This is a genomic window from Pseudomonas sp. MWU16-30316, assembly GCF_020515645.1.
In the GTDB taxonomy this organism is placed as follows: Bacteria; Pseudomonadota; Gammaproteobacteria; order Pseudomonadales; family Pseudomonadaceae; genus Aquipseudomonas; species Aquipseudomonas cerasi.
Map to the genome: position 1 here is coordinate 40,220 of NZ_JAIZAZ010000002.1, position 24,634 is coordinate 64,853.

Sequence of the window (24,634 nt, forward strand, 5' to 3'; positions counted from 1 at the left end):
CATGCCGCTCCGTGCACTGAAACTGCGCCGCGCCTCGGGCTGGCTGGTCGGCCTGCTGGCGTCGGCGACCCTGACGCCGGTGCTGGCGAACAGCGCGTGCGATGCTGTGGCCTGGCCGTTCTGGCAGGACTATGCCACGCGCTATGTGCAGGCCGACGGCCGAATGCTGGAGTCGAGCCTGAAGGTCAACCACAGCACCTCCGAAGGTCAGTCCTACGGCATGCTCTTTGCGCTGGTGGCCAATGACCGCGCGCGCTTCGACGCGCTGTGGACGTGGACCGCCGCGAACATGATGGGGGCTGATGTCAAAACGCGTCTGCCGGGCTGGTTGTGGGGGCAGGGCGAGGATGGCAACTGGACGCTTCAGGACGCCAACTCCGCGTCCGATGCCGACCTGTGGATCGTCTACGCGCTGCTCGAAGCGGCGCGCGTCTGGCAGCACCCGGCCTATCGAGACGATGCGCTGGCCTTGCTCAAGAACGTGGAGTCGCGGCTGGTGGTCAATCTGCCGGGGCTCGGCAAAATGCTCCTGCCCGGCCCCGAAGGTTTCGCGCAGCCCGACCATCTATGGCGCTTGAACGCCAGCTACCTGCCCATTCCGCTGCTACGGCGCCTGGCGAAAGAAGCACCCGGCGGGCCATGGAAGGAAATTGCCGACAACACCGCGAAGCTGATCGACGCATCGAGCCCCAAGGGCTTTATCGCCGATTGGGTTGGCTACCGCGGGACCTCCCCGAAAAGCGGTCTGTTCGTGGTCGATCCGAGCACAGGCGAACTGGGCAGCTATGACGCGATTCGCGTTTACCTCTGGGCGGGCATGACACCTGCGTCCGATCCGTTGGCAGCACGCCTGCTGGCCCGTCTCGACGGGATGTCGAGCAGCACTGCCTCGAGCGGTACGCCGCCGGAAAAGGTCCAGGTGGTCAGCGGTACACGCGAGGGGCAGGGGCCTTTCGGTTATTCGGCTGCGCTATTGCCGTACTTCCACGCCAAGGGTCAGACCTGGCTGGCCGAGCAGCAACAGCGCAGGGTCGAAGCCGGGGTCAGCCAGGCGCTGGCCCGTGACCCGAAAGACCGCACTGAACCGGCCTATTACAACCTCATGCTCAGCCTGTTTGCCTTGGGCTGGGTCGAAAAACGCTATCAGTTCCGTGAAGACGGAACCCTCAAATTATCCTGGGAGACGTCATGCCCGCGCGCCGCCACACGTTAGTCATCGGGTTGGTTGCCGCGATCGCAGCCAGCGTTTCTCAGGCTCAGGCCGCCACCGCCGAGGCGCAGTTGATCGAGCAGGGCCAATACTGGCAGGCTCGCTCGAACCCGGTGCGGGCTGCCGAGGTCTGGCAGAAGGTGCTGCAGATCGACCCCAATCAGATCGACGCGTTGTATGGCATGGGGCTGATCGGCGTCAAACAGAACAAGCCGCAGCAGGCGCAGACTTACCTGGCTCGTCTGCAGGCCCTGTCGCCAGTGCCGTGGCAGTCGGTGCAACTGGAGCAGGACATCGCCCTCGGTCAGCCGCAGAATCAGGCCTTGCTGGATGAGGCCCGACGCCTCGCCGATGCCGGTGAGCGCGACAAGGCGACCGGGGTCTTTCGCCAACTGTTCAACGGCCGTTTGCCCGAGGGCACGATCGGGCGCGAGTACTACACCAACCTGGGGTTCAACAGCGCGGACTGGCCTGAAGCGCGCAAAGGCTTCGAACGCCTGATCCGGCAGAATCCGGACGACTCGATTCTGGCGTTGTTTTTCGCCAAGCATCTGGCCCGCCGCGAAGACACCCGGGCCGAAGGGATCGCTGCGCTGGCGCGCCTGAGTACGCACACGGACATCGCCGGGGACGCCGATCAGAGCTGGCGCATGGCGCTGGTCTGGATCGGTCCGCCTACGGCGGCGCAAGTGCCGCTGTTCGAGGCGTTCCTCAAGGTCCATCCCGATGATCAGGACATTCGTGATCAACTCAACAAGGGACGTCAGCAGCACGCCGCTGGCGGCGCCTCAGGCTGGCAGCAGGATCCGCTGGTGGCGCGTGGGCTGAAGGCGCTGGAGCAAAATGATCATGCCGCTGCTGAACAAGCATTTGCCGCGCGTCTGAAAATCAAGGCCGACGATGCCGATGCGCTGGGTGGGCTGGGCGTGGTCCGCCAGCAACAGAATCGACTGGCCGAAGCGGAGCAGTTGCTGACCCGCGCGACTCGCCAGCCTGGTGGCACACGCTGGAAAAGCGCCCTCGAGAGTGTTCAGCTCTGGACATCCTTGCAACAGGCCCGCGACCTGCAGGCCAAGGGGCAGACCGGCAAGGCTCAAGAGTTGCTGGCTCAGGTGCAGCGGCAGAACCCCAGCAGCATCGATGTACGTTTGACTCAGGCCGATTTGCAGGCCCAGGCCGGTCAACTCGACGCGGCCCAGGCGGGCTATCGTCAAGTGCTGGCGACCCAGCGCGGCAATCCGCAAGCCGTGCGCGGGCTGATCAACGTATTGGCGCAAAGCGGCCAGGCCGATGAAGCGCTGCGCCTGCTCGATACCCTGTCGCCTGCCGAACAGGCAGCGCTGGGCGAAAGCGGTCGCTTCAAGGCCTTGCGTGCCACGCAGACGGCACGGCTGGCCGAGCAACGTGGCGATCTGCGTGCCGCTCAGGCGGCCCTGAAGGATGCAGTAAAAAATGATCCAGACAGTGTCTGGACGCGTTTCGACCTGGCGCGTCTGTACCTCAAGACTGACGAGGCGCCCAAGGCCCGCGTGCTGATCGACGAGTTGCTCAGGTCTCGGCTCAACGATATCGACGCGCTCTACACCAGTGCGTTGCTGTCGGTGGAAATGGGCCAGTGGCAGGACGCGCAGGCTACCTTTGCGCGCATTCCTGTCGACCAGCGCACCCCGGACATGAAGGCGCTTGCCGACGAAGTCAACATGACCGTGCAGATCAACCTGGCCATCGGTATCGCCCGGCGCGGTCAGCGTCAGGAAGCGCTGGCGCTGCTCGATCGCCTGCAACCGGTCGCCAGCGGCAGCCCGGAGCGTCAGCTCACGCTGGCCAGTGCCTACATCGACGCCGGCGAGCCGGAGCGTGGCCGGGAAATGGCCCGCGCAGCCATCGCTCAGGCACCTGTGCAGTCACCTGATCTGCTGCTGCAATACGCCAGCTTGTTGCTCGCGGCGGAGGATGACGTGCAGGTCAATGCGATCCTGCGCACTGTGCAGGGCCAGCCCATGGGCGTGCAGACCCGTAAACGCTTCGATGACTTGCTGTATCGCTACCGCATTCGTCAGGCCGATTTGCTGCGTGAGGGCGGCGATCTGGCTGGCGCGTATGACACGTTGGCCCCGGCCCTGGCCCAGCGTCCGGACGACATTCAGGCGGTGTCGGCCTTCGCCCGGATGTACACCGCCAACGGTGACAGCGCCAAGGCCTTCGAACTCTACAAGCCGTTGTTGCAGCGTAAGCCCAACGATCCGCAAGTACTCCTGGGGGCTGCTGACGCGGCCGTGAAGGCTCATGATTATGCCTTTGCCGAAAAGGCCTTGAGCCAGTTCCGCGCGTTGCAGCGCAACGACCCGCAGACCCTCACCGAGGCCGCGCGCATCTACCAGAGCATGGGCCAGACCGGCGCGGCCACCGAGTTGCTGCGCAAGGCTGTGGCCATCGAACAAAGCGAAAAACAGCGTCTGATGGCTACCCAGGGCGGGTCGGGTGTGACGTCGTCCAATCCGTTCGCGGCGGGCGGTTCACGCAGCCTGGCCGCAGCGTCTGCCATCCCGGCACCGGCACAGGTGTCGCTCAGCGGCGGGGCGGCGACGGGCTTGCCGGCCACGCGTGAAACGGCCTACCCCGGCCAGAGCGCTGCGCAGCAACCGTTGTCAGCCGGACGTGCGCAAAGCGTGCGTGGCAATCCGTTTCTGGCTGCTGGCGACCGCGATCAGGCCAGCAGCGCACAGCAGGCGCTCAATCGTATTCTCGAACAGCGCAGCGGCTTCGTCAGTCAGGGCCTCGCCGTGCGCAGCAATAACAGCGAGTCCGGCCTGAGCAAGCTCACTGTGGTCGAGACGCCGCTGGAGATCAACGTGCCGGCCGGCGATAACCGCGTGGCCGTGCGCGTCACGCCAGTGTCGCTGAATGCCGGCAGTGTGAAATCCGATGCGGGCGCTCGTTTTGGCGGTGGAACGGCCGGCGCAGCAGGTTCGCAGAGCGACAAGGGCGTCGGTCTGGCGGTCGCCTTCGAACGCCCCGAAGAGGGCCTCAAGGCTGATATCGGCACCACCCCCGTGGGTTTCAAATACAGCACGGTCGCAGGCGGCGTGAGCGTCGACCGGCCGTTGGGCAATAACCCTGATCTGCGTTACGGCCTCAACGTGTCACGGCGTCCGGTGACAGACAGCGTGACTTCGTTTGCCGGTTCCACCGACGAGCGCAGCGGTCTGTCCTGGGGCGGCGTGACCGCCAACGGCGGCCGCGGGCAGATCAGCTATGACGATCAGACCATTGGCGGCTATGGCTACGGTTCCTGGCACAAGCTGGTCGGCACCAACGTCAAATCCAACACCCGTGGCGAAGTCGGTGGTGGTGTCTACTGGTACTTGCGCAATGCCGAGGACAGCAAGCTGACCGCGGGCCTGAGTCTGATGGGCATGAGTTACGCCAACGACCAGAGTTACTTCACTTACGGTCATGGTGGCTATTTCAGTCCGCAGAACTTCTACGCCATCGGCGTGCCGGTGATGTGGGCGCAGCGCACCGAGCGCTTCAGCTATCAGGTCAAGAGTTCGGTCGGCGTGCAGCACTTCAAGCAGGATGGCGCCGCATTCTTCCCCGACGACAGCACTCTGCAAGCCGCTTCCGGCCAGCGTTACTCAGGGCAGAGCAAGACCGGTGTGGGCTACAACCTGAGCGCGGCGGGTGAATACAAGCTCGATTCCAGCCTGTTCCTGGGCGCCAACCTGGGCCTGGACAATGCCCGCGACTATCGCCAGTTCAGCGGAGCGCTTTACCTGCGCTACATGTTCGAGGACATGACTGGCCCCATGGAGCTGCCGGTCAGCCCTTACCGTTCACCTTATTCCAACTGATTTCTGGAGAAATTCGATGCCTTCCGTTCTTGCCGGTATGACCCTTCTGGTCCTGGGAGAAAGCCACATGAGTCTGGCCGACCACCTGATGGAGCCGCTGCATGACAACCTGACCCGTCAGGGTGCGATCGTGCATTCGATTGGCGCCTGCGGGGCCAGTGCCGGTGACTGGCTGATCAGCAAGAAGGTCGATTGCGGTGCCGAACAGAAAGGCAACGGCAAGATCGTCATCAAGGGCCGTGACGCGACTACTACGCCGATTGGCGAACTGATCGCTGCCGACAAGCCCGACCTGGTGGTCATCGTGATCGGTGACACCATGGCTTCGTATGACAAGCCTTCGTTTCCCAAAGCCTGGGCGTGGCAGAGCGTAACCGGCCTGACCAAGGCCATTGCCGCCACCGGCACCAAATGCGCATGGGTCGGCCCGGCGTGGGGCAAGGCGGGCGGCATGTACCAGAAGAACGACGCACGGACCCAGTTGATGTCGCAGTTCCTGGCCAGCAACGTGGCACCCTGCACCTACATCGACTCGCTGAGCTTTTCCAAGCCAGGCCAGTGGATCACCACCGACGGCCAGCACTTTACCGTGGCCGGTTACAAATCCTGGGGCACTGCGATCGGTGATGCACTGGGCAAACTACCGGTCAGCAGTGTCAGCGCAGCAGGAGCCAGGCAATGATCGCCTTGCGCCTGATCGCCGCCAGTGCGGTTGCCGTATTGCTGGGCATGCAAGCGCAGGCGGCCGACATCGCCCTGTATCCCACCGGCCCTGCGCAGGATTCGGCGTTCATTCGCTTCGTCAATGCGGCCACCGCGCCGCTGCAAGTGATCGCTCGTGAAGGCCAGGCGCCGTTGCAACTGGACAGCGCAAAACCGGTTTCACTGTTTTTCCCGGTGCAGGCCAGCAGTTCGATAAAGGGCACACTGGTCAGCGGCGACAAAAAACTGCCGATGGACGTCAGCGTCGAGCCCGGCGAGTTCGCCACCGTCGTACTCACCGCACAGTCCGACGGTAGCCTCCAGCCGGTGACTGTCCGTGAACAGCCCGATGACTTCAACGGTTTGAAAGCCTCGCTGGCGTTCTTCAGCCTGGATGCCGGGTGCAGTGAGGCGAGCCTGCGTCCTGCCGGTCGCAGCGCCGACCTGTTCAAGTCGGTTGCCACGGGCACCCTGCAACGCCGTTCGATCAACCCGGTCAGCCTTTCCGTGCAACTGGTCTGCGCCAACGCCACTGTCGGCGCGCCGCTGGACCTGGGCGAGCTCAGGGCCGGCGAGCGCTACAGCGTGCTGCTGGTGCCGTCCGCCACAGGCCCGCGTCTGTTGTCGGCCACGGACACATTGTCCAACTGATCAGGCTCTTTCGTCGTCATGGTATTTGCCTCGCTCGAGTTTCTGATGGTGTTCCTGCCCGCTTTTCTGCTGGCCTACACGGCGAGCCCTGCGGCGTGGCGCAATGTCGTGCTGTTGATCGGCAGCTGGTTGTTCTACGGCTGGCTGAGCCCGTTGTTTCTGGCGCTGCACATGCTGCTGACCGTGGTGGCCTGGATCGGCGGTCTGCTGATCGACCGGGCGCGGCAAGGCTCGAAAGGGCGAATGCGGCTGTTGGTGGCGTTGATCGTGTTCAACACCGCCGTGCTGTGTTGGTACAAGTACGCCAATATCGTCGTCGGCACCTGGAATGCGCTGATCACCTGGTATGGCGCGATGCCGCTCGATTGGCAGCGTGTGGCGCTGCCGGCCGGGCTGTCGTTCATCGTCCTGCAGGCGATTTCCTATCTGGTGGACGTACACCGGCATACCGTGCCGGTCGAGCGCAGCTTCATCAATTACGCGACCTACATTTCGATGTTCGGCCACTCCATTGCGGGGCCGATCATTCGCTACGACTGGGTGCGCCGTGAACTGGTGCAGCGTTACTTCACCCGGCAGAACTTCGCCTTGGGCGCGCGGCGCTTCATGATCGGCATGAGCATGAAGGTGCTGGTGGCCGATACCCTGTCGCCGCTGGTCGATGTGGCCTTTCACCTGCCGGCCCCGTCGCTGATCGATGCGTGGCTTGGCTGCCTGGCGTATTCGCTGCAACTGTTCTTCGATTTCGCCGGTTACAGCGCCATGGCCATCGGCCTGGGACTGATGCTCGGCTTTCACTTTCCGGAAAACTTCAACCGGCCTTATCTGGCCCGCAGTATTCAGGACTTCTGGCGACGCTGGCACCTGTCGCTGTCCAGTTGGCTGCGCGACTACCTGTACATCGCGCTGGGCGGTAATCGGCACGGCGTCTGGAACACCTACCGCAACCTGTTCCTGACCATGGCTATCGCCGGTCTGTGGCACGGCGGTGACAGCTGGAATTACCTGCTCTGGGGCGCGGCGCATGGTGTGGCGTTGTGCGTCGATCGCGCTTGGTCGCGCTCGAGTCTGCCTGCTGTTCCAAGGCCGCTGGCGCACCTGCTGACGTTGCTGTTTGTATGCCTGGCGTGGACGCTGTTTCGCGCCCCGGACTTTGCCACCGCGATGAACATGTATGCCGGGCAGTTCGGCCTGCACGGCCTGGGCCTGGGCGATGCGCTGGCCGTGACCCTGCGCCCGGCACACGGCATGGCCGCCTTGTTGGGCGTGGCCTGCGTGCTCGCGCCGTTGCTGCAGGCTCGCTGTGAGCAGCGTTTCGGCAACCGGACGCTATTCGTCTATGGCACCGCGCTGTGGCCGGTGGCCGGATTTCTGCTGTCGTTCGCGCTGATTGCCAGCCGCGAAACGGTTCCGTTTCTGTACTTCCAGTTCTGAGGCCGGTGCCCATGACTACTCCGTCTCCTGTACCGCCTCCACCCAGTGAACTGGCCGTGCGCACCTGTGGTGTGGCGGGCATTACCCTGGCGCTGTTCCTCGGCGTTGGCTTGCTGGCCTCGGGCATGTTGCTGGTCAGCGGCAAGGTCGAGCTGCTACCCAGGCCGCTGACCCTCGACGCAGCGCTGCACGGCGAAGTGACTCACCAACTGGCGAAACAACTGTCCGGGAGCTTTCTGAGCCAGCATGCGGCCAATATCGAGCGCGGTGCGAGCTGGCTGCTGCTCCACGACACCGGCCCGCGTGTGCGCCAGGGGTGTCCGGGTTGGTTGTTCCTGACCGATGAGTTCAGGCTCAACCGCGACGCGCAGGCCAATGCGCAGCGCAAAGTCCAGGCGGTGATCGCTGTGCAGCGCAGCCTCAAAAAACGCGGTATCGAATTGTTGGTCGCCGTGGTGCCGGACAAAAGCCGCATTGCCGCAACCCGATTGTGCGGTCTCTACCGGCCTGACGTATTGCAGGCGCGTGTCGAGCAATGGACGCATGATTTGCAAGCGGCTGGCGTCGATGCTCTGGACCTGACCGCAACCCTTCAACCGCTGGGCGAAACAGCTTACCTGCGTACTGATACGCACTGGAGCGAGAGTGGCGCCAACAGCGCCGCCAGAGCCATCGGCTTGCAAGTGCAAAAAGCCGGCATTCAGGCCACTCCGCAGCGTCAATTCCAGATTCAGACGTTACCCATTGCCGAACGCCCCGGCGATCTGGTGCGCCTCGCCGGACTCGACTGGTTGCCGTCGTCATTACAACCTGCGCCGCAAAGCGTAGCCGCCACGCAGATCACCGAGCTTGCCAGCGAATCAGCGACTGGCAGCGACAACCTGGACGACCTGTTCGGCGACAGTAACCTGCCCAACGTCGCGCTGATCGGCACGTCGTTCTCGCGTAATTCGGGTTTTGTCGGGTTTCTACAGCGCGAACTCGGCGCCCCGATTGGCAACTTCGCCAGGGACGGCGGCGAGTTCTCGGGCGCTGCCAACGTCTACTTCGACAACCCGGCCTTCCGCCAGACGCCGCCCAAACTGCTCATATGGGAAATCCCCGAACGGGATCTGCAGACGCCTTATGTGGCGATCGAAAAGTTAGATATACCTGTAAAATAAACGTCGGGCATACCCTGTTAGAGCTGCTGTTACGAATATCGAACTTTAGATGGAAGAACACCCGGCCGAAGCCGGGCGCTCTTTAGGCAGGGTGGTGTTTATTCAACAGTATATTTTTTCTCAGCGATGAAAGCGGGTTCCTTCCAGTGGGGGCCTTTAGCCGTGCGACCTTTTTCATCTAAAGCCAGAATGCCTTCACGAAAAAGTCTGGTATAAGTGCCCCAGAGCTCACCGGACTGGAGAGCCTCAAATTTATAAGCGGTGTAGAGTCTGTCTATTCGTGGTTGGGACAAATTTAGAGCAAAGACTGCCAATACATCTGCCACGGTTTCATTAATGATAATGTCTTTGATATTGGTCATTTTATTGGCCTCTCAATGCGTCTGCATGATCTTGTTTGTCTCCAGCCGATAGAGCCGCTTCGGTGTAAAGAAAATCACGATTTTCGTTAATTCTATAATCCTCAAGGGCTGCCGTATGAGCGTTATTCCATACGTTACCTTGCACGCCATCAGCCACCCCCAGTGCCCTGTAACGTTCTAATTCCCTGAGCTCGTGGGTGTAAAATCTTTTATCAGTATCCGTCACGGCTAACTCGCCACGCAAAATTTTTTCCAGACGATTGATCATTATAGTATTTGCATCTGATGAGCCGAATCGGCTTGTGTGCAGCTTAACGAGATCAATGCCGTCCTGAGTGACTGAGGCGGTTGTCCAGTCGAGGTTCTGGGTGGGGCCGCCCGCTTTTTCAGGATCGTACATTCGACCGCTATGCTCTCCTTTGGTTGTTGCCCCTTCATAGGGGCTGTTGAACACCACATAGACCGGAGGCAGACCCGAATTTAGCGGGTAAACATAAATGGCATCCCGAATGTCCATCTGACTGGTGCCGGGTAAAGGTTCGGCCTTCACCTCGATAGGCTCCAGTGTAATTCCAGCGTACGCCGGAGTTTCGACTGGTTGCGCCACCGTCGTCGTTGAGCTGTTTCCAGGTGCTGCGATTGGAAACGTCAAGGTGATGGGCGGGGTGTCCGAAGTGTTAAAGGTGTAGGCGTTGGCCACTGGGTCCAGTATCAGAGCCCTCACAGGCACCTTGGGAGAAAATCCGCCTTCGGCTTGTGTTGCCACGACTGAATACTTCGACTGATCGCCGTAAATTCTATAGGGCATATCGACCGTTCCACCCGTTGCCGCCACGTCATTCAAGGCGTCGGACAGATCAGGCATCAGAACTCTGGCCGGAAGGTCCAGCATTCTTTCCGGTAACTCTCCATTGCCAAGCGAAGGGGAGTACAGCAACGTGCCGATGCCTACGGCTGTGGTAGAGCTGACAGCCGTGCCTGCGAGAGCCGTTAATATTTCGATAGCGGCTTGAATGGTAGCGTCCAGAAAGAGACCGGATCCTGCCGTAACGGAAATGACTCCTGCAACTGCACCCAACTGCGGTGTACCAGCTTCCGGGAGCCTGAGCGTCTTGCCCGCTTCTAGCGCTTGAGCTTCTGCCGTTACGCGCGCGTGCTCGTCAGCGTCACGCTGGGCCTGCGTCTCTGCCTCCATACGAGCTTGTTCAGCCGCTTCGGCAGCTACTCGGCGAGCTTCTGCTTCGGCAGCAAGAAGAGCCTGCTCATCCGCTACTCGCTTGGCTTCAGCCTCCGCTGCAACTCGGGCTTGTTCAGCGGTTTCGGCAGCAAGTCGAGCGTGCTCTGCAGCTTCAACGGCAAGCCTCGTCGACTCGGTTTCTGCCGCGATACGTGCGTCCTCCCTGGCCCGCGCTGCAGCAATAGTATGGCTCAGTGATACAGACCTCTCTGTGAGAATCCTGATTTTCTCTTCAAGAATTTTTGCTCTGTAGGCTGCTGTAACTGAGGCTTCCCAGCTTTTATAAACGTCAAGGGGAGAGCCCAGGTCTCTTCTTGTTTGAAAGATATTTAAAAAATCCACAGCGTTTTTTTTAATATCTACCGCCAATGCATGCCTGCCAAAGAAAGCATGAGCGCCTTCTTTGCTTTTGGCTAACTCAGCAGCGCGCTGTGAAATCAGGCTGTCCACCACGTTTTTTTCAATCGTAGACTTTTCTAACTCAGAGAAGGGGTAATCTCCTACACCGGCAGAAATTTCCGCGTCAACGTCAGCCGGAAGGAGGGGCAAAAAGTCTATGTAAGACTGATGGATATTTTGCTGTGTTGAAGAGGCCGTCACGATAATGGATATCGTGTACTGCTCGTTTCTTATACCCCTTTTACTGAAGAATGCATCCATCTCATGGTTTGCAGGAATACTGCCGTCCCATCGCAGCGGTCTGGCGATTACTCCGGCTCCCGATAGCGGGCCTAATGGCCTGGGCAACGGCTGGCCAGGTGTTACGATTGTGGGTGGAAGAGTAATGACGTTTTGCGGCATGTGCTTATCCTTAAGGTTTAAATCGCCGAATAATATCTCCTTGATATTAGCTAGTATTAATAGTCACGAAGTGCGGTACATAGGTATAGGTAGTTGTTTTTTTGTTCAGGCTTTCAGGCACGCAATTGAAACGCATGCTGGTGTAAGACTGGTCAGCGGCCGCACGTAGTGTTGCCGGTTTTGTAATCCATCGCAGTGTTAAGGCGTTACTTCTGGTGCTGAATGCATTGGTCGCGGCGTACGTTGCTTTGAACCCATGGGACAGCAAGAGCCCCCCATAACCGAGCTAACCGTTCAGCCAGTTCACCCCAAACGCGGATCGACCACAAACTCCAGTTCTTTGGCCGTTGCCACTACCGCCCTGAACTCTGGGTGCTGGACGTTGAGCAGGTAGTTGGACTCGCGCGGGATGATCACGCTGGGCACTGCCAGTGCCAGGCTCTGAGCGGAGGCCAGCCAGTCGTCGCCGAACGAGGCGGTTGCCGGTGGCGCGGGTTCTTCACGCCAGTCGTGGGGCAGGGTGTCCGGGCGCGCATTGAGGACGTGCTCCTCGGCAATCTGCAGTTCAAGCATCGTGTAGTGTTGAGCCACAGTGGCGTTGTTCAGGTGCACCAGCACTTCCAGCAGCGCCAGTGACTCGCTGCCCGCGCAGTACACGCAGGCGTTGCCCTTGCTGTTCCAGCGTCCGCCGTAGAGCTTGGCGCCCTCGCCATCGAATGCCTGTGCCAGCCATTTGCGCTTGACCAGTCGATAGACCGCTATCACGCCACGACCCCGTGTTCCAGGCGGCCGATCAGGTCGAGCACTGCCTGAGCCTCTGCCGAGGTCGCGAGCATTTCCAGTGGCCTGCGATTGCCCAGCCCGTAGACCGGGTTGGCCAGCCAGAGGCGAGTCGCTTCGGCGTCGTTTTCGAACAGGTCCAGTGCCGCCTTGTACACCGCTGCCAGGCGGAACAGCCGATCGCTTTCTTCGGCGTTGAAGCGGCGCACCTTCAGGCGTCGCTGCAAGGTTGCCGGCGCGATGCCCAGATGCTCGGCCAGGGTCGATCGGTTCAGGTCGGTGTAATGCGCCAGACGTTCGAAGACTTCATACGGCAAGCCGTCATGCAGCGCCGAGTACAGCCGCGCGCCTCGTGCGGGGATACCCAGGTGTTGCCAGAAATCGTCCTGCCGGGGCAGGGCCGGATGGTAGTCGCTTATGGGCAAAGACATGGCACACCTGTCTATCGAGTGATTGCAATTGAATCTATCAATTGATAATAGGCACGTTTCAGACGTCGTGATAGTGATTCGCAGCAACTAATTGCGAATAAAACTACAGAAACTTCAAAAATCACCGACTTAGGCTATAGGTTTAGTTTGAATGTTGCTGATCTCGCGTTATAGGCTCGATGTCAGTCGCTTCCGATGGTGCCGTCTAACGAATATGTGCTGTCCGCCGTGGTCAGCCTGATTTTCCTGCAGTGAGAACCACACGATGTCCACGCTTGCGCTATTGATATGCGATGACTCGAACATGGCGCGAAAGCAGCTGTTGCGCGCGCTACCTGAAGACTGGGATGTGTCGGTCACGCTGGCCACCCAGGGGCAGGAAGGCCTGGAAGCGATTCGTAAAGGTCAGGGCCAGGTGGTCCTGCTCGACCTGACCATGCCGGTGATGGACGGTTACCAGACGCTGACGGCGATTCGTGCCGAAAACCTCGACGCCAAGGTGATTGTGGTGTCGGGCGACGTGCAGGACGAGGCCGTTCGTCGGGTCATGGAGCTGGGCGCGCTGGCGTTTTTGAAAAAACCCGCCGACCCGGACGAACTCAAAAGCACACTGGAGCGCCTTGGCCTGCTGGGCAAGCCTGCCGCGTCACCGGTTGCACTGCCGGCCCTCAACAACAAGGGCGGGGTGATCAGCTTTCAGGATGCCTTCCGCGAAACCATCAACGTCGCCATGGGCCGTGCAGCGGCGTTGTTGGCCAAGGTGCTGGGCGTGTTCGTGCAACTGCCGGTGCCCAACGTCAACATGCTTGAAGTTGGCGAGTTGCACATGGCGCTGGCCGACGCTCACAGCGACCAGCGTCTGACCGCGGTGTGTCAGGGCTACATCGGTGGCGGTATCTCTGGTGAAGCGCTGCTGATTTTTCATGATTCGGAAATCTCCGGAATCTCGCAACTGATGGGCGGCGATCACTCCGACAGTTCCGACATGGAGATGCTGCTCGATCTGTCCACGATCCTGATCGGCGCCTGCCTGAGCGGCATTGCCGAACAGATCGACATTGCCTTTTCGCAGGGCCATCCCCAGTTGCTGGGGGCACAGGGCGGCATCGACGAGCTTATCCGCATCAATCAACAGCGCTGGAAAAAGACCCTGGCGGTCGAAATCAGTTACAGCGTGGAAGGCCACAATCTGCATTTCGATCTGCTGATGCTGTTCACCGAAGATTCGGTCGAGCTGCTTACCAAAAAACTTGCCTACATGATGAGCTGACCCATGAGCAACGCTATTGAAATCAACGAGCTTCATTGGTTGCTGGCCGTTACGCAGAACATTGACGTAGGCATCGTGGTGCTGGACCTGAACTACCGCGTGACGGTCTGGAATACCTTCATGGAAAACCGCTCGGGTGTGGTGCCCTACGTGGCAGTCGACAAGACCTTTTTCGAGATTTTTCCGGAGGTCAACGCGAAGTGGTTCAGTAAGAAAATCGATAACGTCGTGACCCTCGGCACGCCGGCGTTCACCATCTGGGAGCAGCGGCCGTATCTGGTGCGTTTCAAGAATTATCAGCCGATCACCGGGCAGGAGGAGTTCATGTATCAGAACACCACCCTGTTCCCGCTGCGCTCGACCACCGGGGCGATCAGCCATGTGTGTCTGGTGATCTATGACGTCACCGACGTCGCGGCCAACCGCAATCAGTTGCTGGCGGCCAACAACAAGCTGCAGCAACTGTCGGGCTCAGCGAAAAGCTGAGCCGCGCCCGGGCTTGGCGATGAATGAAACCGGCACTGCGGGCTTGATCCCGCTCGTGCTAGGATCGCGATTTTTCCGCTGACGCTCAGGGACATCATGCGACCTCAAGCCACCCTCACTGTTTTGCCTGTCGAGCGCCCGCTGGTCGGGCGTGTCAGCCCGCCGGGCTCCAAGTCGATCACCAACCGCGCATTGTTGCTGGCCGGGCTGGCCAAAGGCACCAGCCGCCTGACCGGCGCGCTGAAGAGTGACGACACGCGCGTGATGTCCGAAGCCCTGCGTCTGATGGGCGTGCAGGTCGACGAGCCGGATGACAGCACCTTCGTGGTCACCAGCAGCGGGCATTGGCAGGCGCCGCAGCAGGCGCTGTTCCTCGGCAACGCCGGGACTGCGACACGCTTTCTGACCGCGGCACTGGCCAACTTCGAAGGCGACTTCGTGGTGGATGGCGACGAATACATGCGCAAGCGTCCTATCGGGCCGCTGGTCGATGCCTTGCAGCGCATGGGCGTGGAAGTCAGCGCACCCAGCGGTTGCCCGCCGGTGGCGATCAAGGGCAAGGGCGGTCTTGAGGCCGGTCGTATCGAAATCGACGGCAACCTGTCCAGCCAGTACGTGTCGGCATTGCTGATGGCCGGTGCCTGTGGCAAGGGGCCTGTGGAAGTTGCACTGACAGGCAGCGAGATCGGCGCGCGTGGTTACCTCGACCTCACGCTAGCGGCCATGCACGCGTTCGGTGCCGAGGTTCAGGCCATCGGCGACGCCGCCTGGAAAGTCTCGGCTACCGGTTATCGCGCTACGGATTTCCACATCGAGCCGGATGCCTCGGCGGCCACTTACCTGTGGGCTGCGCAGGCCCTGACCGAAGGCGCTATCGACCTGGGCGTGGCCAGCGACGCGTTCACGCAACCCGATGCGCTGGCCAGCCAGATCATCGCCAGCTTCCCGAACATGCCGGCCGTGATCGACGGCTCGCAGATGCAGGACGCGATTCCGACGCTGGCCGTACTGGCCGCCTTCAATCGTCAGCCGGTGCGCTTTGTCGGTATCGCCAACCTGCGGGTCAAGGAGTGCGACCGCATCTCGGCACTGTCCCACGGCCTGTGCGCCATCGCACCCGGCCTGGCGGTCGAGGAGGGTGACGATCTGATCGTCAACGCCAACCCGGCGCTGGCAGGCACTACGGTCGATGCCTTGATCGACACCCACTCCGACCATCGTATCGCCATGTGCTTTGCGCTGGCGGGCCTGAAGATCGCCGGCATCCGCATTCTCGACCCTGATTGCGTCGGCAAGACCTACCCGGGCTACTGGGATGCGCTGGCCTCATTGGGCGTCACCGTCCAGCGCTGACCGCGGGCGCAGCGGCCGTTTTTCAAATCCCGAAAAACGGCTGCATCATCCGCGCCAGCAACCCGTGAAAACGCAGCTTCGATTCAGTGGCCAGTACGCAAATGCATTCCCGGTCGGGGTAGGCGATGGGCTGGTGATGGATATGGCTGTCCAGGTCGGCCACATCGTTGAGTCCGAACTCTCCCTGCACGTCGTAATACGCGCCCTTGAGGACCATGGTCATCTCGCCGCTTTCGTGGCTGTGGACCGGCATGCTCACGCCGGGGGCGATTTTCAGCAGCATCAGGTTGCCCTGTTCGATGCCTTCGGCGCGTACTCGTTGTACGCCGGGGATCAGGGTCTTCCACTTCAATGCGCTCAGGTGTCGACCAAAATGCGCCTGCATGCAGACCGGCATCAGGTCCGGGTCCTGATTGGCGGCCGGCATCGAGTGCTGGGCGGGTACAAGCCACGCTTGCTGCTCGTCAAGCCGCGCCAGCATGGCCGATCTGCCCTTGAGCGGCACCACACTGCTGGTGTGCTGCTGCATCAACACGCCGCCAATTGCCTCGGCCTGCCTGAGCCGCGCCCGACATTCGGCGCAGCGTTCCAGGTGCGCGGCAGTGACCACCGCGATGACCTGCGACAGCGCCCCTGCGGCATAACTGACCAGCGTGGCGTCGTCCGGATGATGTTGTGGACCCATCATGATTCCTCTATCCGCGAGCGCAATTTTTGAAACGCCAGGCGCAGGCAGGACTTTACTGTGCCGAGCGGCATACCCAGGCGTTCGGAAATCTCCCGGTGGCTGAGCGCTTCGAAATACGACATTCGCAACACTCGGGCCTGATCGGCAGGCAGGTTCTGGATGGCGATGTTGAGTTGTTGCTCCTGGCGCTGGCTGTAATCGAGTGTTCGATCTACCGGAGCTTCCAGACGCTCGAGTTGTTCCAGCGAGTTCTGCACCTGCACCCAGCCACGGTCCTTGCGCACACTGTCGATGTAAAGATTGCGTGCGATGCGAAACAACCATGTCCCCAGGCTGGCCTTGGCCGGGTCGAACGAGTCGGCCTTGTGCCACAGTTTGAGCAGCACTTCCTGCACCAACTCTTCGGCCTGACCTTCCGGCACATTCAGCCCGGTGAGGTAGCGCAACAGGCGCGGAGCGAAGTGATCGTAAATGCGCATGAAGCTGTCGCGGTCCCTCTGGCGGGCCACGGCGGTGACTTCATCGATCCAAAGTCGGGTGATTGTCGATTCGCTGTGAGAGGGGGACAAGTGACAGAAGGTCCTGAGACTGGCAGTTATGCGCATGATCCACCTTCTGATCACCATTGTGTGGGTTTGGTTCGCTATGCAGAGGTGTTACGTAACGGGGTGGGGAGTGGATCACAGGATGTGATGAGTGGCGGTTTGACTTGCAGATCCGGCCATGGCAGTGGCCGCGGGCCAGATCTTGCCGTCTTTGGTCACTGTCATTTCTGACAGTAGAGTCATTAACGTTAAATGATTACTTTGTGTTCTGGATGTCATCAATGTCATGGAGACAAACATGGATACTCAGGTTGCACGCGTTTCATCTTCGCTGGCCACCCTGTTGTTGATCATCGTTTGCATGGGGCTTATTTTTGCGCCTGAGCGATCACAGGCTCAGGTTGCGAACCTGGCGACCTGTCTGACAGGGACTCACACTGCCGACTGGTCGCCGGGACTGACCAACACCGATCAGTTGGTCAATGTATCGACGACAAGCAACTGGGGGGCCTGTGTTTCTCCTTCATTTCCTCTGGCAGTCAGCGCTTCGTCCAGTCAAAACTTTCAGGCGAATTTTTCCTGTCAGTCGTTGCTGCTGCAAACGCCGACTATTACATGGGTCATCAACTGGAGCGATGGCGCCACCAGTACTTACGAGTTCAGTGCGACGCTCAATAATATCGGTAATCTGAATACGACCATTGTGGGTGTCGGAAAAATCGTCGATGGCCGGTACAAGAATGCCAAGGCGATGAGTACATTTGTACTTGGCGATATCGAGTCCACATTGAGCAACGATTGCGCCAAGACGACCGGCGTAACCAGCGTTAGGGGTCTTTCAACACTGGTGATTGCCCAGTAACAGATGGCCAGGGAAGGCATGAAACAGCCTGCTACAAGGGCTTGTGATGCAGACTGACCCCTAGCCCCATCGACTCCCCCTGCCGTAACAGCTTCAACCCCGGATGCCCAGGCAAATGATGGGCATTCACCGGGTGGCTGACGGGCTCGAAACAGAAGAAATTCAGTCCCGGAGGGCAGAACACCAGAAAGTACTCGCTGCCGGTGGCGTGGCAGTGCAGTTCATAGCCCAGGTCCGGCTGGCTGATGACGCTGTGGCCGTCCCAGCCGGTGAAGCCGTTGTCCAGCCGTGCTTCGGGCAGCCTGTTGCTGTGCTGGAAGTCCCATTCGGCGGGCAGATCCTGCAACTCATTCGGCAAACCTGCCTCGTCGCACAGCCAGACCTGCGCAGCTTTGGCCTGCAAGCGTGTGTGAGGCGTGCGTGGCAGGTAAGGGTGCAAGCCCAGGCCGTGCCACATGGCGCGGCTGTCCAGATGAGTGGTGGTCAGTTCGATACTCAGTTTGCCGTCGTGCAGGGTGTAGCGCAGGTGCGCGCGGTAGGCGAATGGCGTCTGGCTGTCGAGTTGCAGAAAGACCCGATCTAAAGTGTGCTCAATGACCGTCCATGACTGCTGCCAGGCGCTGCCATGAATCGGCAGCGGGTCGTTGGCGCTGTTGGGCTCCAGGGCCAGCCAGCCGTCTGGTGTCTCGAAACCGCCGTTGCCGATCCGGTTCGACCACGGTGCCAGCGGGTAGCAGGCCAGCCGACGAGGCGTCCCGGCCGCCAGAGCCTGTTCGTCGCTGGGGCGCAGCAGGGGTTGCCCACTGGCCAGGACGATCCAGTTGACGATACTGGCGCCGATGTCGGGGGCCAGTGTCAGGCGGGTCAGGCCATCTTCAAGGGTCAGTACGTTCGTGGACATGCTTCAAAGCCTTTCTTGATGATTGAGAGTCAGGCGATTGGGCGCGACGCCAGGTCAGCAGCACGATGCCGCTGACGACGATCAGCCCGCCGACCACCTGACCGCTGCTGAGCAATTGATCGAGAATCAGCCAGCCAAACAGCAGGCTGGCCACCGGTTCGATGTTCATCACTGGCGCGTTGCGGGCGATGTCCAGCCGTGCCATGCAGATGAACAGCAGCGAGAAACCCAGCCCGTACAAAACCACCAGACTGGCCAGTGCGGTCCAGCCGACAGAACTCTTTGGCAGACCCACGCCGCCGGGCAGCACGCCGCTGCTGCCGGCGATGGCTGCGACGACAAACACCACGGCCATGGTCAGCATGCTGCGTACGCTGCCGCGCATGCCCGCCAGTTTGTTATCGGTAATCCACAGCGCAAAGGCGAACACCACCGCCGCGGTCGACGCGTAGGCGACACCCTCCAGCCATCGCGGCTCGCTGCTGCCGGGGTTCGACAGGCGCTGTGGCACATCCAGCGCCAGCGTCAGGCCAAACAGAATCAGGCCCATCAGGCCGGCTGCGCGCCGCGTTGGCCGGGCACCGCCCAATGCCCAGGTCAGCAACGCCAGCAGGATCGGCGAGACATTGACCACCAGTAAGGCCAGGGCCACCGGAATACGCGCTACCGCCGAGTAGATGCAAAAGCTCTGCGTGGCGATCAGCAACCCCAGAAGCAGCTGCCAGCGCCAGGTACTGGCAGGCAGGCTGAGCCTTTCACGCTGCCATAACACCAGACTGGTCAATACCAGCAAGGTCACGCCGGAGCGACAGAGAATGGCCAGCAGTAGGCCGGTGTCATGATCGAAGGCAATGCGTGCCGCGATGTGGTTGCCGGCAAACGAGCAGGCCAGCAGCGCCAGGATCAGCACGGCAATGTGGCGCGGAAACAGGGCAGGGGCAGACATACGCAAACCAGCCTCCTTGGCTGGACAACAGAGGTGCATGCCGGAGCCCTTTCAAGCGCTCCGGCAGCCTTGCAACTGGAGACGTCAGAGCACGACGCTCGGCAGCCACAACGAGATGGCAGGAACATAGGTCACCAGCATCAGCACCAGGAACAGCGCAACATAGAACGGCACCAGTGCTTTCACCGTCGCTTCGATGGTGACTTTACCCACAGCGGCACCGACAAACAGCACCGCGCCCACCGGCGGGGTAATCAGCCCGATCCCCAGATTGACCAGCATGATCATGCCGAAGTGAACCGGATCGATGCCGACGCCGACGATGACCGGCAACAGAATGGGGGTCAGGATCAGAATCAGCGGCGCCATGTCCATGACCGTACCGAGCAGCAGCAACATCACGTTGATGCACATCAGGATCACGTAGCGGTTGTCCGACAGGGTCAGGAATGCGGTGGTGATCTTCATCGGGATTTCCATCAGCGTCAGGATGTAACCGAAGCTGGCGGCAAAACCGATCAGGATCATCACGATGGAAATGGTGCGTGCCGCCCGATGCATCAGTTTGGGCAGGTCGCGCCATTTGTAGTCGCGGTAGATGAACATGGTAACGAAGAACGACCAGAGCACGGCAATAGCCGCCGACTCGGTGGCCGTGAAAATCCCCGACAGAATGCCGCCGAGAATAATGACCATGGCCATCATGCCCCAAAGCGCTTCACCGGCAATTTTCAGTGCCTGGCGCAGCGGGATCACTTCACCCTTGGGGTAGTTGCGCTTGCGCGCGAAGATCATGCACAGGCCCATCATCACTGCGCTGAGCAGCAGACCCGGGAGGATCCCGGCCATGAACAGCGATGCAATCGACACTGTACCGCCTGCCGCCAGCGAATAGAGCACCGAGTTGTGGCTGGGGGGTGTCAGCAGCGCCTGCACCGAGCCGCTGACGGTCACTGCCGTCGAGAAGTCTCGCGGGTAGCCGTTGCGTTCCATTTCCGGGATCAGCACCGAACCCACCGAGGCCGTGTCGGCCACCGAGGAACCCGAGATCGCGCCGAAGAAGGTCGAAGCCACGATATTGACCAGCGACAGGCCCCCGCGCACGAAGCCCACCAGCACTGCGGCAAACGCGACCAGACGTCGCGACATGCCGCCTTCGGCCATGATTGCTCCGGCCAGCACGAAGAACGGAATCGCCAACAGCGAGAATTTGTTCACGCCACCCGCAATCTGGATCATCAGTGCATCGGCCGGGATGTCGATCCACCAGGCGCCGATCAGGGCTGAAAGGCCCAGCGCGTAGGCCACCGGCATGCCAATCAGGATCAGCGCAATAAAGCTGCCCAACAGTATAAAAGCGTCCATTTATGCGGCACCTTCGCTTTCTTCAACGACGTCGAAATGCATGACCGCGCGATGACTCTGGTCACCCAGCAACAGCCTTTCCAGAACGAAGACCAGCGTCACGAGGCCGCCGAGAGGAATCGGCAGATAAGAGATACCGACGCGCAGAAACGGCAGTTCGCCGACGAATTGATTCCAGGTGGTGGCGCACAGCTTGAAGCCTTTGAAAATCATGAACAGGGCCACGATCCCCATCAGAATCTGCACCACCACGCTGGCGGCTCTGCGCACCTGCTGCGGCATGCGCTCCACAGCCATTGACACGGCCATGTGCGCACCGGCCCGGTAACTGGCGGCGGCGCCGAAGAAGGTAAACACCACCATCAGCAGGATGGCGGTGGGTTCAGGCCAACTGGAACCGCTGCCGAGGATGTAGCGGGCAAAGATGCCCCAGGGGATGATCAGGGTCATGATCAACACCGAGAGACCGGCAATGCCGATGCAGACCCGATAAAGCGTGTCGTTGATGCGCAAAAGCGTATTTTTCATAAGGCTCACCACTGCGGCGGCGAACGAGCTGATGCTCGTCCCCGCTGCGTAATCGGACAGGCTTATTGGGCCGCTGGGGTACTGGGTGCAGCCAGTGCCGGATTGGTCTGGACCGCTTCGATGCGGCTGATCAGATCCTTGTAAGGCGCGCCGAATTTGTCGCGGACCGGTTGAGTCGCGTCGTAGAAGGCTTTCTTCTGCTCAGGCGTCAGCGTGATGAATTCCACGCCAGCGGCCTTGAGCTTGGTCTCGGCATCGGCTGACGACTTGTCCCACAGCGCTCGCTCCTCCATCTGCGCTTCACGCGCCAGCTTTTTCACCAGTGCTTGCTGCTCGGGGTTGAGCTTGTTCCATGTGGTTTTCGCCATCACGATGGGCTCGGGCAGGATCAGGTGTTCGGTGATGGTGAAGAACTTGGCGTTCTGGTAGTGGTTGTGCTGGAAATACGTCGGCGGGTTGTTTTCCGCACCGTCAATGACGCCGGTCTGCAGGGCACTGAAGATCTCGCCGGTGGCCATGGCGATGCCGTTGCCGCCCATGTCGTTGATGGTTTCGATGAACACCGGGTTGCCCTGAACGCGGATTTTCATGCCTTTGAGGTCGGAAATCTGCCGTACCGGCTTCTTGGTGTATAGGTTGCGGGTGCCGCCATCCATCCAGGCCAGAGCGACCATGTTGAATTGCGAATTGGTGATCTTGTCGAGGATTTCCTGACCGATCTCGCCATCGATGATGGTGCGCATATGCGCCTGGTCACGGAATACGAACGGCAGGTTGAAGACGTTGACGTCCGGCACTACCGGGCCGACGATGCCGAGGCTGACGCGGGTCATCTGCACGGCGCCGCTCTGCACCTGCTCAACGACCTCCTTCTCGGAGCCGAGTACGCCACCCGCGTACATCTTGAAACTGATCTCGCCCTTGGACTGTTCTTCGAGTTTCTTGCCCATGTTCTGTTCTGCCACGACCGGCGCATAGCCAGCAGGGTGAACCTCGGCGAACTTGATTTTGACATCAGCGTGGGCCATGCCTGACACACAGAAGGCCAGCGGAAGTGCTGCGATGAGAAGCTTGCGTTTGAAGTCCATGGATATCTCCGATTTTGTTATTTTTGGTAGAGCTACGGGATTTTCGGCAGGGCGCTGTCAGCCCTGAAACGTGGGTTCCTCCAGGCCCTGAACCCCAGGTCGCAGGGCGAACAGGCCGCCAGCCAGTGGCTGATCGCTAATATCGCCACCCGGGCGAATGGACGTTACGAACAGCGTGTCCAGATTGGGGCCGCCAAAGGCACACATGGCTGGCTTTTTCACCGGCACGACCAGTGAACGGTCGAGTTTGCCGGTGGGGGTGAAGCGGTGAACCAGGCCTGCGTCGTTGCCACAGATCCAGTAGCAGCCGTCGGTGTCGATCGCCGCGCCGTCGGGGCGACCCAGGTGATGGTTCATGTCGACGAACAGGCGGCGATTGCGCGGCGTGCCGCTGTCGGTGTCGTAATCGAAGGCCCAGATCTGCTGCACGCCGGGGTGCGAGTCGGACAGGTACATGACCTTGCCGTCGGGGCTGAACGCCAGGCCGTTGGGGACGATGAAGTCCTTGAGTTGTGCGTTCAGCGTGGTCTGGCCGGCGCTGTAGCGATACAACGCCCCCACCGTCGCCCCTGCGGCCATGTCCATAAACATGGTGCCCGCCCAGAAACGACCCTGTCGGTCGCAGCGGCCGTCATTGAAGCGCATGCCTGCCTGCGCGTGTTCGACGCTGGCCAGAAGCGTGCTGATCAGGCTGCCGTCTTCGCAGGGCTGCAAATGAAAGATTCCGTTCTCCATCCCCGCCACCCAGCCACCCCGATTGTCGGCGGCGATACAGGCCAGCATCTGCGGCGCTTTCCAGCTGCGCGTGCTGTCCTGATTGAAATCCCAGCGATGCAACTCGCCCTTGGGAATATCCACCCAGTACAACGCTTGATCACGCACGCTCCAGACCGGGCTTTCGCCGGTGGCGTTCTGTGCATCGACAATCAGTTCGGCATCCATGACGGTTCGTGTCTCCAGAGTGCTGCGAGGGGAAAGCGCTGCTTATTGGTCGCCGAACGGTCCTGAAGCCACAAAGGCACCGCCCTGGTAAAGCATTGCCGGGTCATCGGCTGCCGGCAGCGGCTGGGCGTCGACCTTCTCGCGGAACACTTCCGAGCTGTCCTTCGGTTTGTAATCCAGTTTGCTGGCCAGGCGGTTGTCCCACCAGACGGTCTTGTTGTCCGAGACGCCGTAGACCACGGTGTGGCCCACGTCTGGCGTGTACAGCGAGCGTTCGATCAACTGAGTCAGGTCAGCAAAGCTCAGCCAGGTACTCATCATTCGGCGGTTTTGCGGTTCGGAAAACGATGAGCCGATACGGATGCTGACGGTTTCGATGCCGTAGCGATCGAAGTAAAAGCTGGCCATGTCCTCGCCGTAGGACTTGGATAGACCGTAGTAACTGTCCGGGCGGCGAGGGGAGTGCGCGTCGATGGTCTCGGTCTGCTTGTAGAAACCGATCACGTGGTTGGAGCTGGCAAAGATCACGCGTTTCACGCCGTGCCGGCGGGCGGCTTCGTAGATGTGGAACACGCCGCAGATATTGGCGCCGAGGATTTCCTCGAACGGGCGTTCGACCGACACACCGCCGAAATGCACGATCGCGTCGACGCCTTCGACCAGTTGGTGCACGGCGTTCTTGTCGGCCAGATCGCAGACCTGAACTTCCTCACTGCCGTCGACAGCGGGCGCCATCTCGGCAATGTCGGAAAGCCGCAGCACTTTTGTGTAAGGGCGCAGAGTTTCGCGCAATACCTTGCCCAGGCCACCTGCCGCGCCGGTCAGCAGGAGGCGATTGAAGGGAGTTTGAGTGGTATGAGCCGATGCCATGAGAGAAGTCCCGATTGTTATTTTTGTCATCTGTTGTCGTATGACTTGCCGGATTATCGGCACCGCATACGCTGATTGTCAACGCGGCCAAGGTCTAAAAACGGGCTGTGCACGCACTTGGCCGGATACATTTGTAACAAGGCAAAACCTGCCGTGGCCAACAGG

Annotated in this window: 23 protein-coding genes; 10 read left to right on the forward strand and 13 right to left on the reverse strand. The window is 60.6% G+C overall.

Annotation, left to right across the window (positions count from 1 at the left end; genetic code table 11):
* Position 1: 1 nt before the first annotated feature.
* Genes bcsZ through LCH65_RS06975 form a run of 6 tightly spaced genes read left to right on the forward strand, consistent with a single transcriptional unit; the run spans position 2 to position 9,014 of the window.
* Positions 2 to 1,213, forward strand: a complete 1,212-nt coding sequence (bcsZ, locus tag LCH65_RS06950) for a cellulose synthase complex periplasmic endoglucanase BcsZ (RefSeq protein WP_226439262.1) — start codon at positions 2 to 4, stop codon at positions 1,211 to 1,213.
* Positions 1,189 to 5,064 carry a cellulose biosynthesis protein BcsC gene (locus LCH65_RS06955; RefSeq protein ID WP_226439263.1) on the forward strand — a complete coding sequence of 1,292 codons (3,876 nt, stop codon included), beginning with the start codon at positions 1,189 to 1,191 and terminating at the stop codon, positions 5,062 to 5,064. The genes bcsZ and LCH65_RS06955 overlap by 25 nt, the downstream gene beginning before the upstream one ends.
* Before the next feature lie 16 nt (positions 5,065 to 5,080).
* Complete coding sequence (locus LCH65_RS06960) at positions 5,081 to 5,746, forward strand: SGNH/GDSL hydrolase family protein (RefSeq protein ID WP_003433776.1); 666 nt, start codon at positions 5,081 to 5,083, stop codon at positions 5,744 to 5,746.
* Positions 5,743 to 6,417, forward strand: a complete 675-nt coding sequence (locus LCH65_RS06965; protein WP_096105107.1) for an alginate O-acetyltransferase AlgF — start codon at positions 5,743 to 5,745, stop codon at positions 6,415 to 6,417. Before LCH65_RS06960 ends, LCH65_RS06965 begins: the two co-directional genes overlap by 4 nt.
* Positions 6,418 to 6,435: 18 nt before the next feature.
* Positions 6,436 to 7,851 carry an MBOAT family protein gene (locus tag LCH65_RS06970; protein WP_226439264.1) on the forward strand — a complete coding sequence of 472 codons (1,416 nt, stop codon included), beginning with the start codon at positions 6,436 to 6,438 and terminating at the stop codon, positions 7,849 to 7,851.
* An 11-nt stretch (positions 7,852 to 7,862) separates the two neighbouring features.
* Positions 7,863 to 9,014: a cell division protein FtsQ gene (locus LCH65_RS06975; protein WP_054080621.1), complete on the forward strand. Its 1,152-nt coding sequence runs from the start codon at positions 7,863 to 7,865 to the stop codon at positions 9,012 to 9,014.
* A gap of 98 nt (positions 9,015 to 9,112) precedes the next feature.
* On the opposite strand, the gene LCH65_RS06980 is transcribed toward LCH65_RS06975, so the two are convergent.
* The 4 genes from LCH65_RS06980 to LCH65_RS06995 form a co-directional block, all read right to left on the reverse strand.
* Complete coding sequence (locus LCH65_RS06980; RefSeq protein WP_003433769.1) at positions 9,113 to 9,376, reverse strand: hypothetical protein; 264 nt, start codon at positions 9,374 to 9,376, stop codon at positions 9,113 to 9,115.
* A gap of 1 nt (position 9,377) precedes the next feature.
* Positions 9,378 to 11,414, reverse strand: coding sequence for an S-type pyocin domain-containing protein (locus LCH65_RS06985; protein ID WP_226439265.1), 2,037 nt, complete (start codon positions 11,412 to 11,414; stop codon positions 9,378 to 9,380).
* 303 nt (positions 11,415 to 11,717) lie between these two features.
* Positions 11,718 to 12,179, reverse strand: coding sequence for an RES family NAD+ phosphorylase (locus LCH65_RS06990; RefSeq protein WP_054080623.1), 462 nt, complete (start codon positions 12,177 to 12,179; stop codon positions 11,718 to 11,720).
* The gene (locus LCH65_RS06995) at positions 12,176 to 12,625 is read right to left on the reverse strand and encodes a DUF2384 domain-containing protein (protein ID WP_003408523.1); all 450 of its coding nucleotides are present in this window, start codon (positions 12,623 to 12,625) and stop codon (positions 12,176 to 12,178) included. The genes LCH65_RS06990 and LCH65_RS06995 overlap by 4 nt, the downstream gene beginning before the upstream one ends.
* Before the next feature lie 265 nt (positions 12,626 to 12,890).
* Between LCH65_RS06995 and LCH65_RS07000 the strand changes: the two genes are divergently transcribed.
* From LCH65_RS07000 to LCH65_RS07010, 3 genes are all read left to right on the forward strand, one after another.
* Positions 12,891 to 13,895, forward strand: a complete 1,005-nt coding sequence (locus LCH65_RS07000; protein WP_003433765.1) for a response regulator — start codon at positions 12,891 to 12,893, stop codon at positions 13,893 to 13,895.
* 3 nt (positions 13,896 to 13,898) lie between these two features.
* A complete protein-coding gene (locus tag LCH65_RS07005) occupies positions 13,899 to 14,381 on the forward strand; it encodes a PAS domain-containing protein (RefSeq protein ID WP_003365711.1) in 483 nt (160 codons plus the stop codon).
* Between the two features lie 96 nt (positions 14,382 to 14,477).
* Positions 14,478 to 15,734: a 3-phosphoshikimate 1-carboxyvinyltransferase gene (locus LCH65_RS07010; protein WP_054080624.1), complete on the forward strand. Its 1,257-nt coding sequence runs from the start codon at positions 14,478 to 14,480 to the stop codon at positions 15,732 to 15,734.
* A gap of 22 nt (positions 15,735 to 15,756) precedes the next feature.
* On the opposite strand, the gene LCH65_RS07015 is transcribed toward LCH65_RS07010, so the two are convergent.
* On the reverse strand, positions 15,757 to 16,419 hold the full coding sequence (locus LCH65_RS07015) for a ChrR family anti-sigma-E factor (RefSeq protein ID WP_054080625.1): 663 nt from the start codon (positions 16,417 to 16,419) through the stop codon (positions 15,757 to 15,759).
* Complete coding sequence (locus LCH65_RS07020) at positions 16,419 to 16,931, reverse strand: sigma-70 family RNA polymerase sigma factor (RefSeq protein ID WP_003345995.1); 513 nt, start codon at positions 16,929 to 16,931, stop codon at positions 16,419 to 16,421. Before LCH65_RS07020 ends, LCH65_RS07015 begins: the two co-directional genes overlap by 1 nt.
* A gap of 334 nt (positions 16,932 to 17,265) precedes the next feature.
* Here LCH65_RS07020 and LCH65_RS07025 point away from each other — a divergent pair, with 334 nt between their 5' ends.
* A complete protein-coding gene (locus tag LCH65_RS07025; RefSeq protein WP_054080626.1) occupies positions 17,266 to 17,829 on the forward strand; it encodes a hypothetical protein in 564 nt (187 codons plus the stop codon).
* A gap of 31 nt (positions 17,830 to 17,860) precedes the next feature.
* Here the strand turns inward: LCH65_RS07025 and LCH65_RS07030 are convergent, their stop codons facing one another.
* The 7 genes from LCH65_RS07030 to LCH65_RS07060 form a co-directional block, all read right to left on the reverse strand.
* The gene (locus tag LCH65_RS07030) at positions 17,861 to 18,730 is read right to left on the reverse strand and encodes an aldose 1-epimerase (RefSeq protein WP_054080627.1); all 870 of its coding nucleotides are present in this window, start codon (positions 18,728 to 18,730) and stop codon (positions 17,861 to 17,863) included.
* Positions 18,705 to 19,676: a DMT family transporter gene (locus LCH65_RS07035; RefSeq protein WP_054080628.1), complete on the reverse strand. Its 972-nt coding sequence runs from the start codon at positions 19,674 to 19,676 to the stop codon at positions 18,705 to 18,707. The genes LCH65_RS07030 and LCH65_RS07035 overlap by 26 nt, the downstream gene beginning before the upstream one ends.
* An 84-nt stretch (positions 19,677 to 19,760) precedes the next feature.
* Positions 19,761 to 21,041: a TRAP transporter large permease gene (locus LCH65_RS07040; protein ID WP_003433753.1), complete on the reverse strand. Its 1,281-nt coding sequence runs from the start codon at positions 21,039 to 21,041 to the stop codon at positions 19,761 to 19,763.
* A complete protein-coding gene (locus LCH65_RS07045; RefSeq protein WP_003365702.1) occupies positions 21,042 to 21,569 on the reverse strand; it encodes a TRAP transporter small permease in 528 nt (175 codons plus the stop codon).
* Between the two features lie 62 nt (positions 21,570 to 21,631).
* Positions 21,632 to 22,657, reverse strand: coding sequence for a TRAP transporter substrate-binding protein (locus LCH65_RS07050; RefSeq protein ID WP_003433751.1), 1,026 nt, complete (start codon positions 22,655 to 22,657; stop codon positions 21,632 to 21,634).
* A 57-nt stretch (positions 22,658 to 22,714) separates the two neighbouring features.
* On the reverse strand, positions 22,715 to 23,599 hold the full coding sequence (locus LCH65_RS07055; RefSeq protein WP_024663310.1) for an SMP-30/gluconolactonase/LRE family protein: 885 nt from the start codon (positions 23,597 to 23,599) through the stop codon (positions 22,715 to 22,717).
* A gap of 42 nt (positions 23,600 to 23,641) precedes the next feature.
* On the reverse strand, positions 23,642 to 24,469 hold the full coding sequence (locus tag LCH65_RS07060; RefSeq protein ID WP_054080629.1) for an NAD(P)-dependent oxidoreductase: 828 nt from the start codon (positions 24,467 to 24,469) through the stop codon (positions 23,642 to 23,644).
* Positions 24,470 to 24,634: the final 165 nt, after the last annotated feature.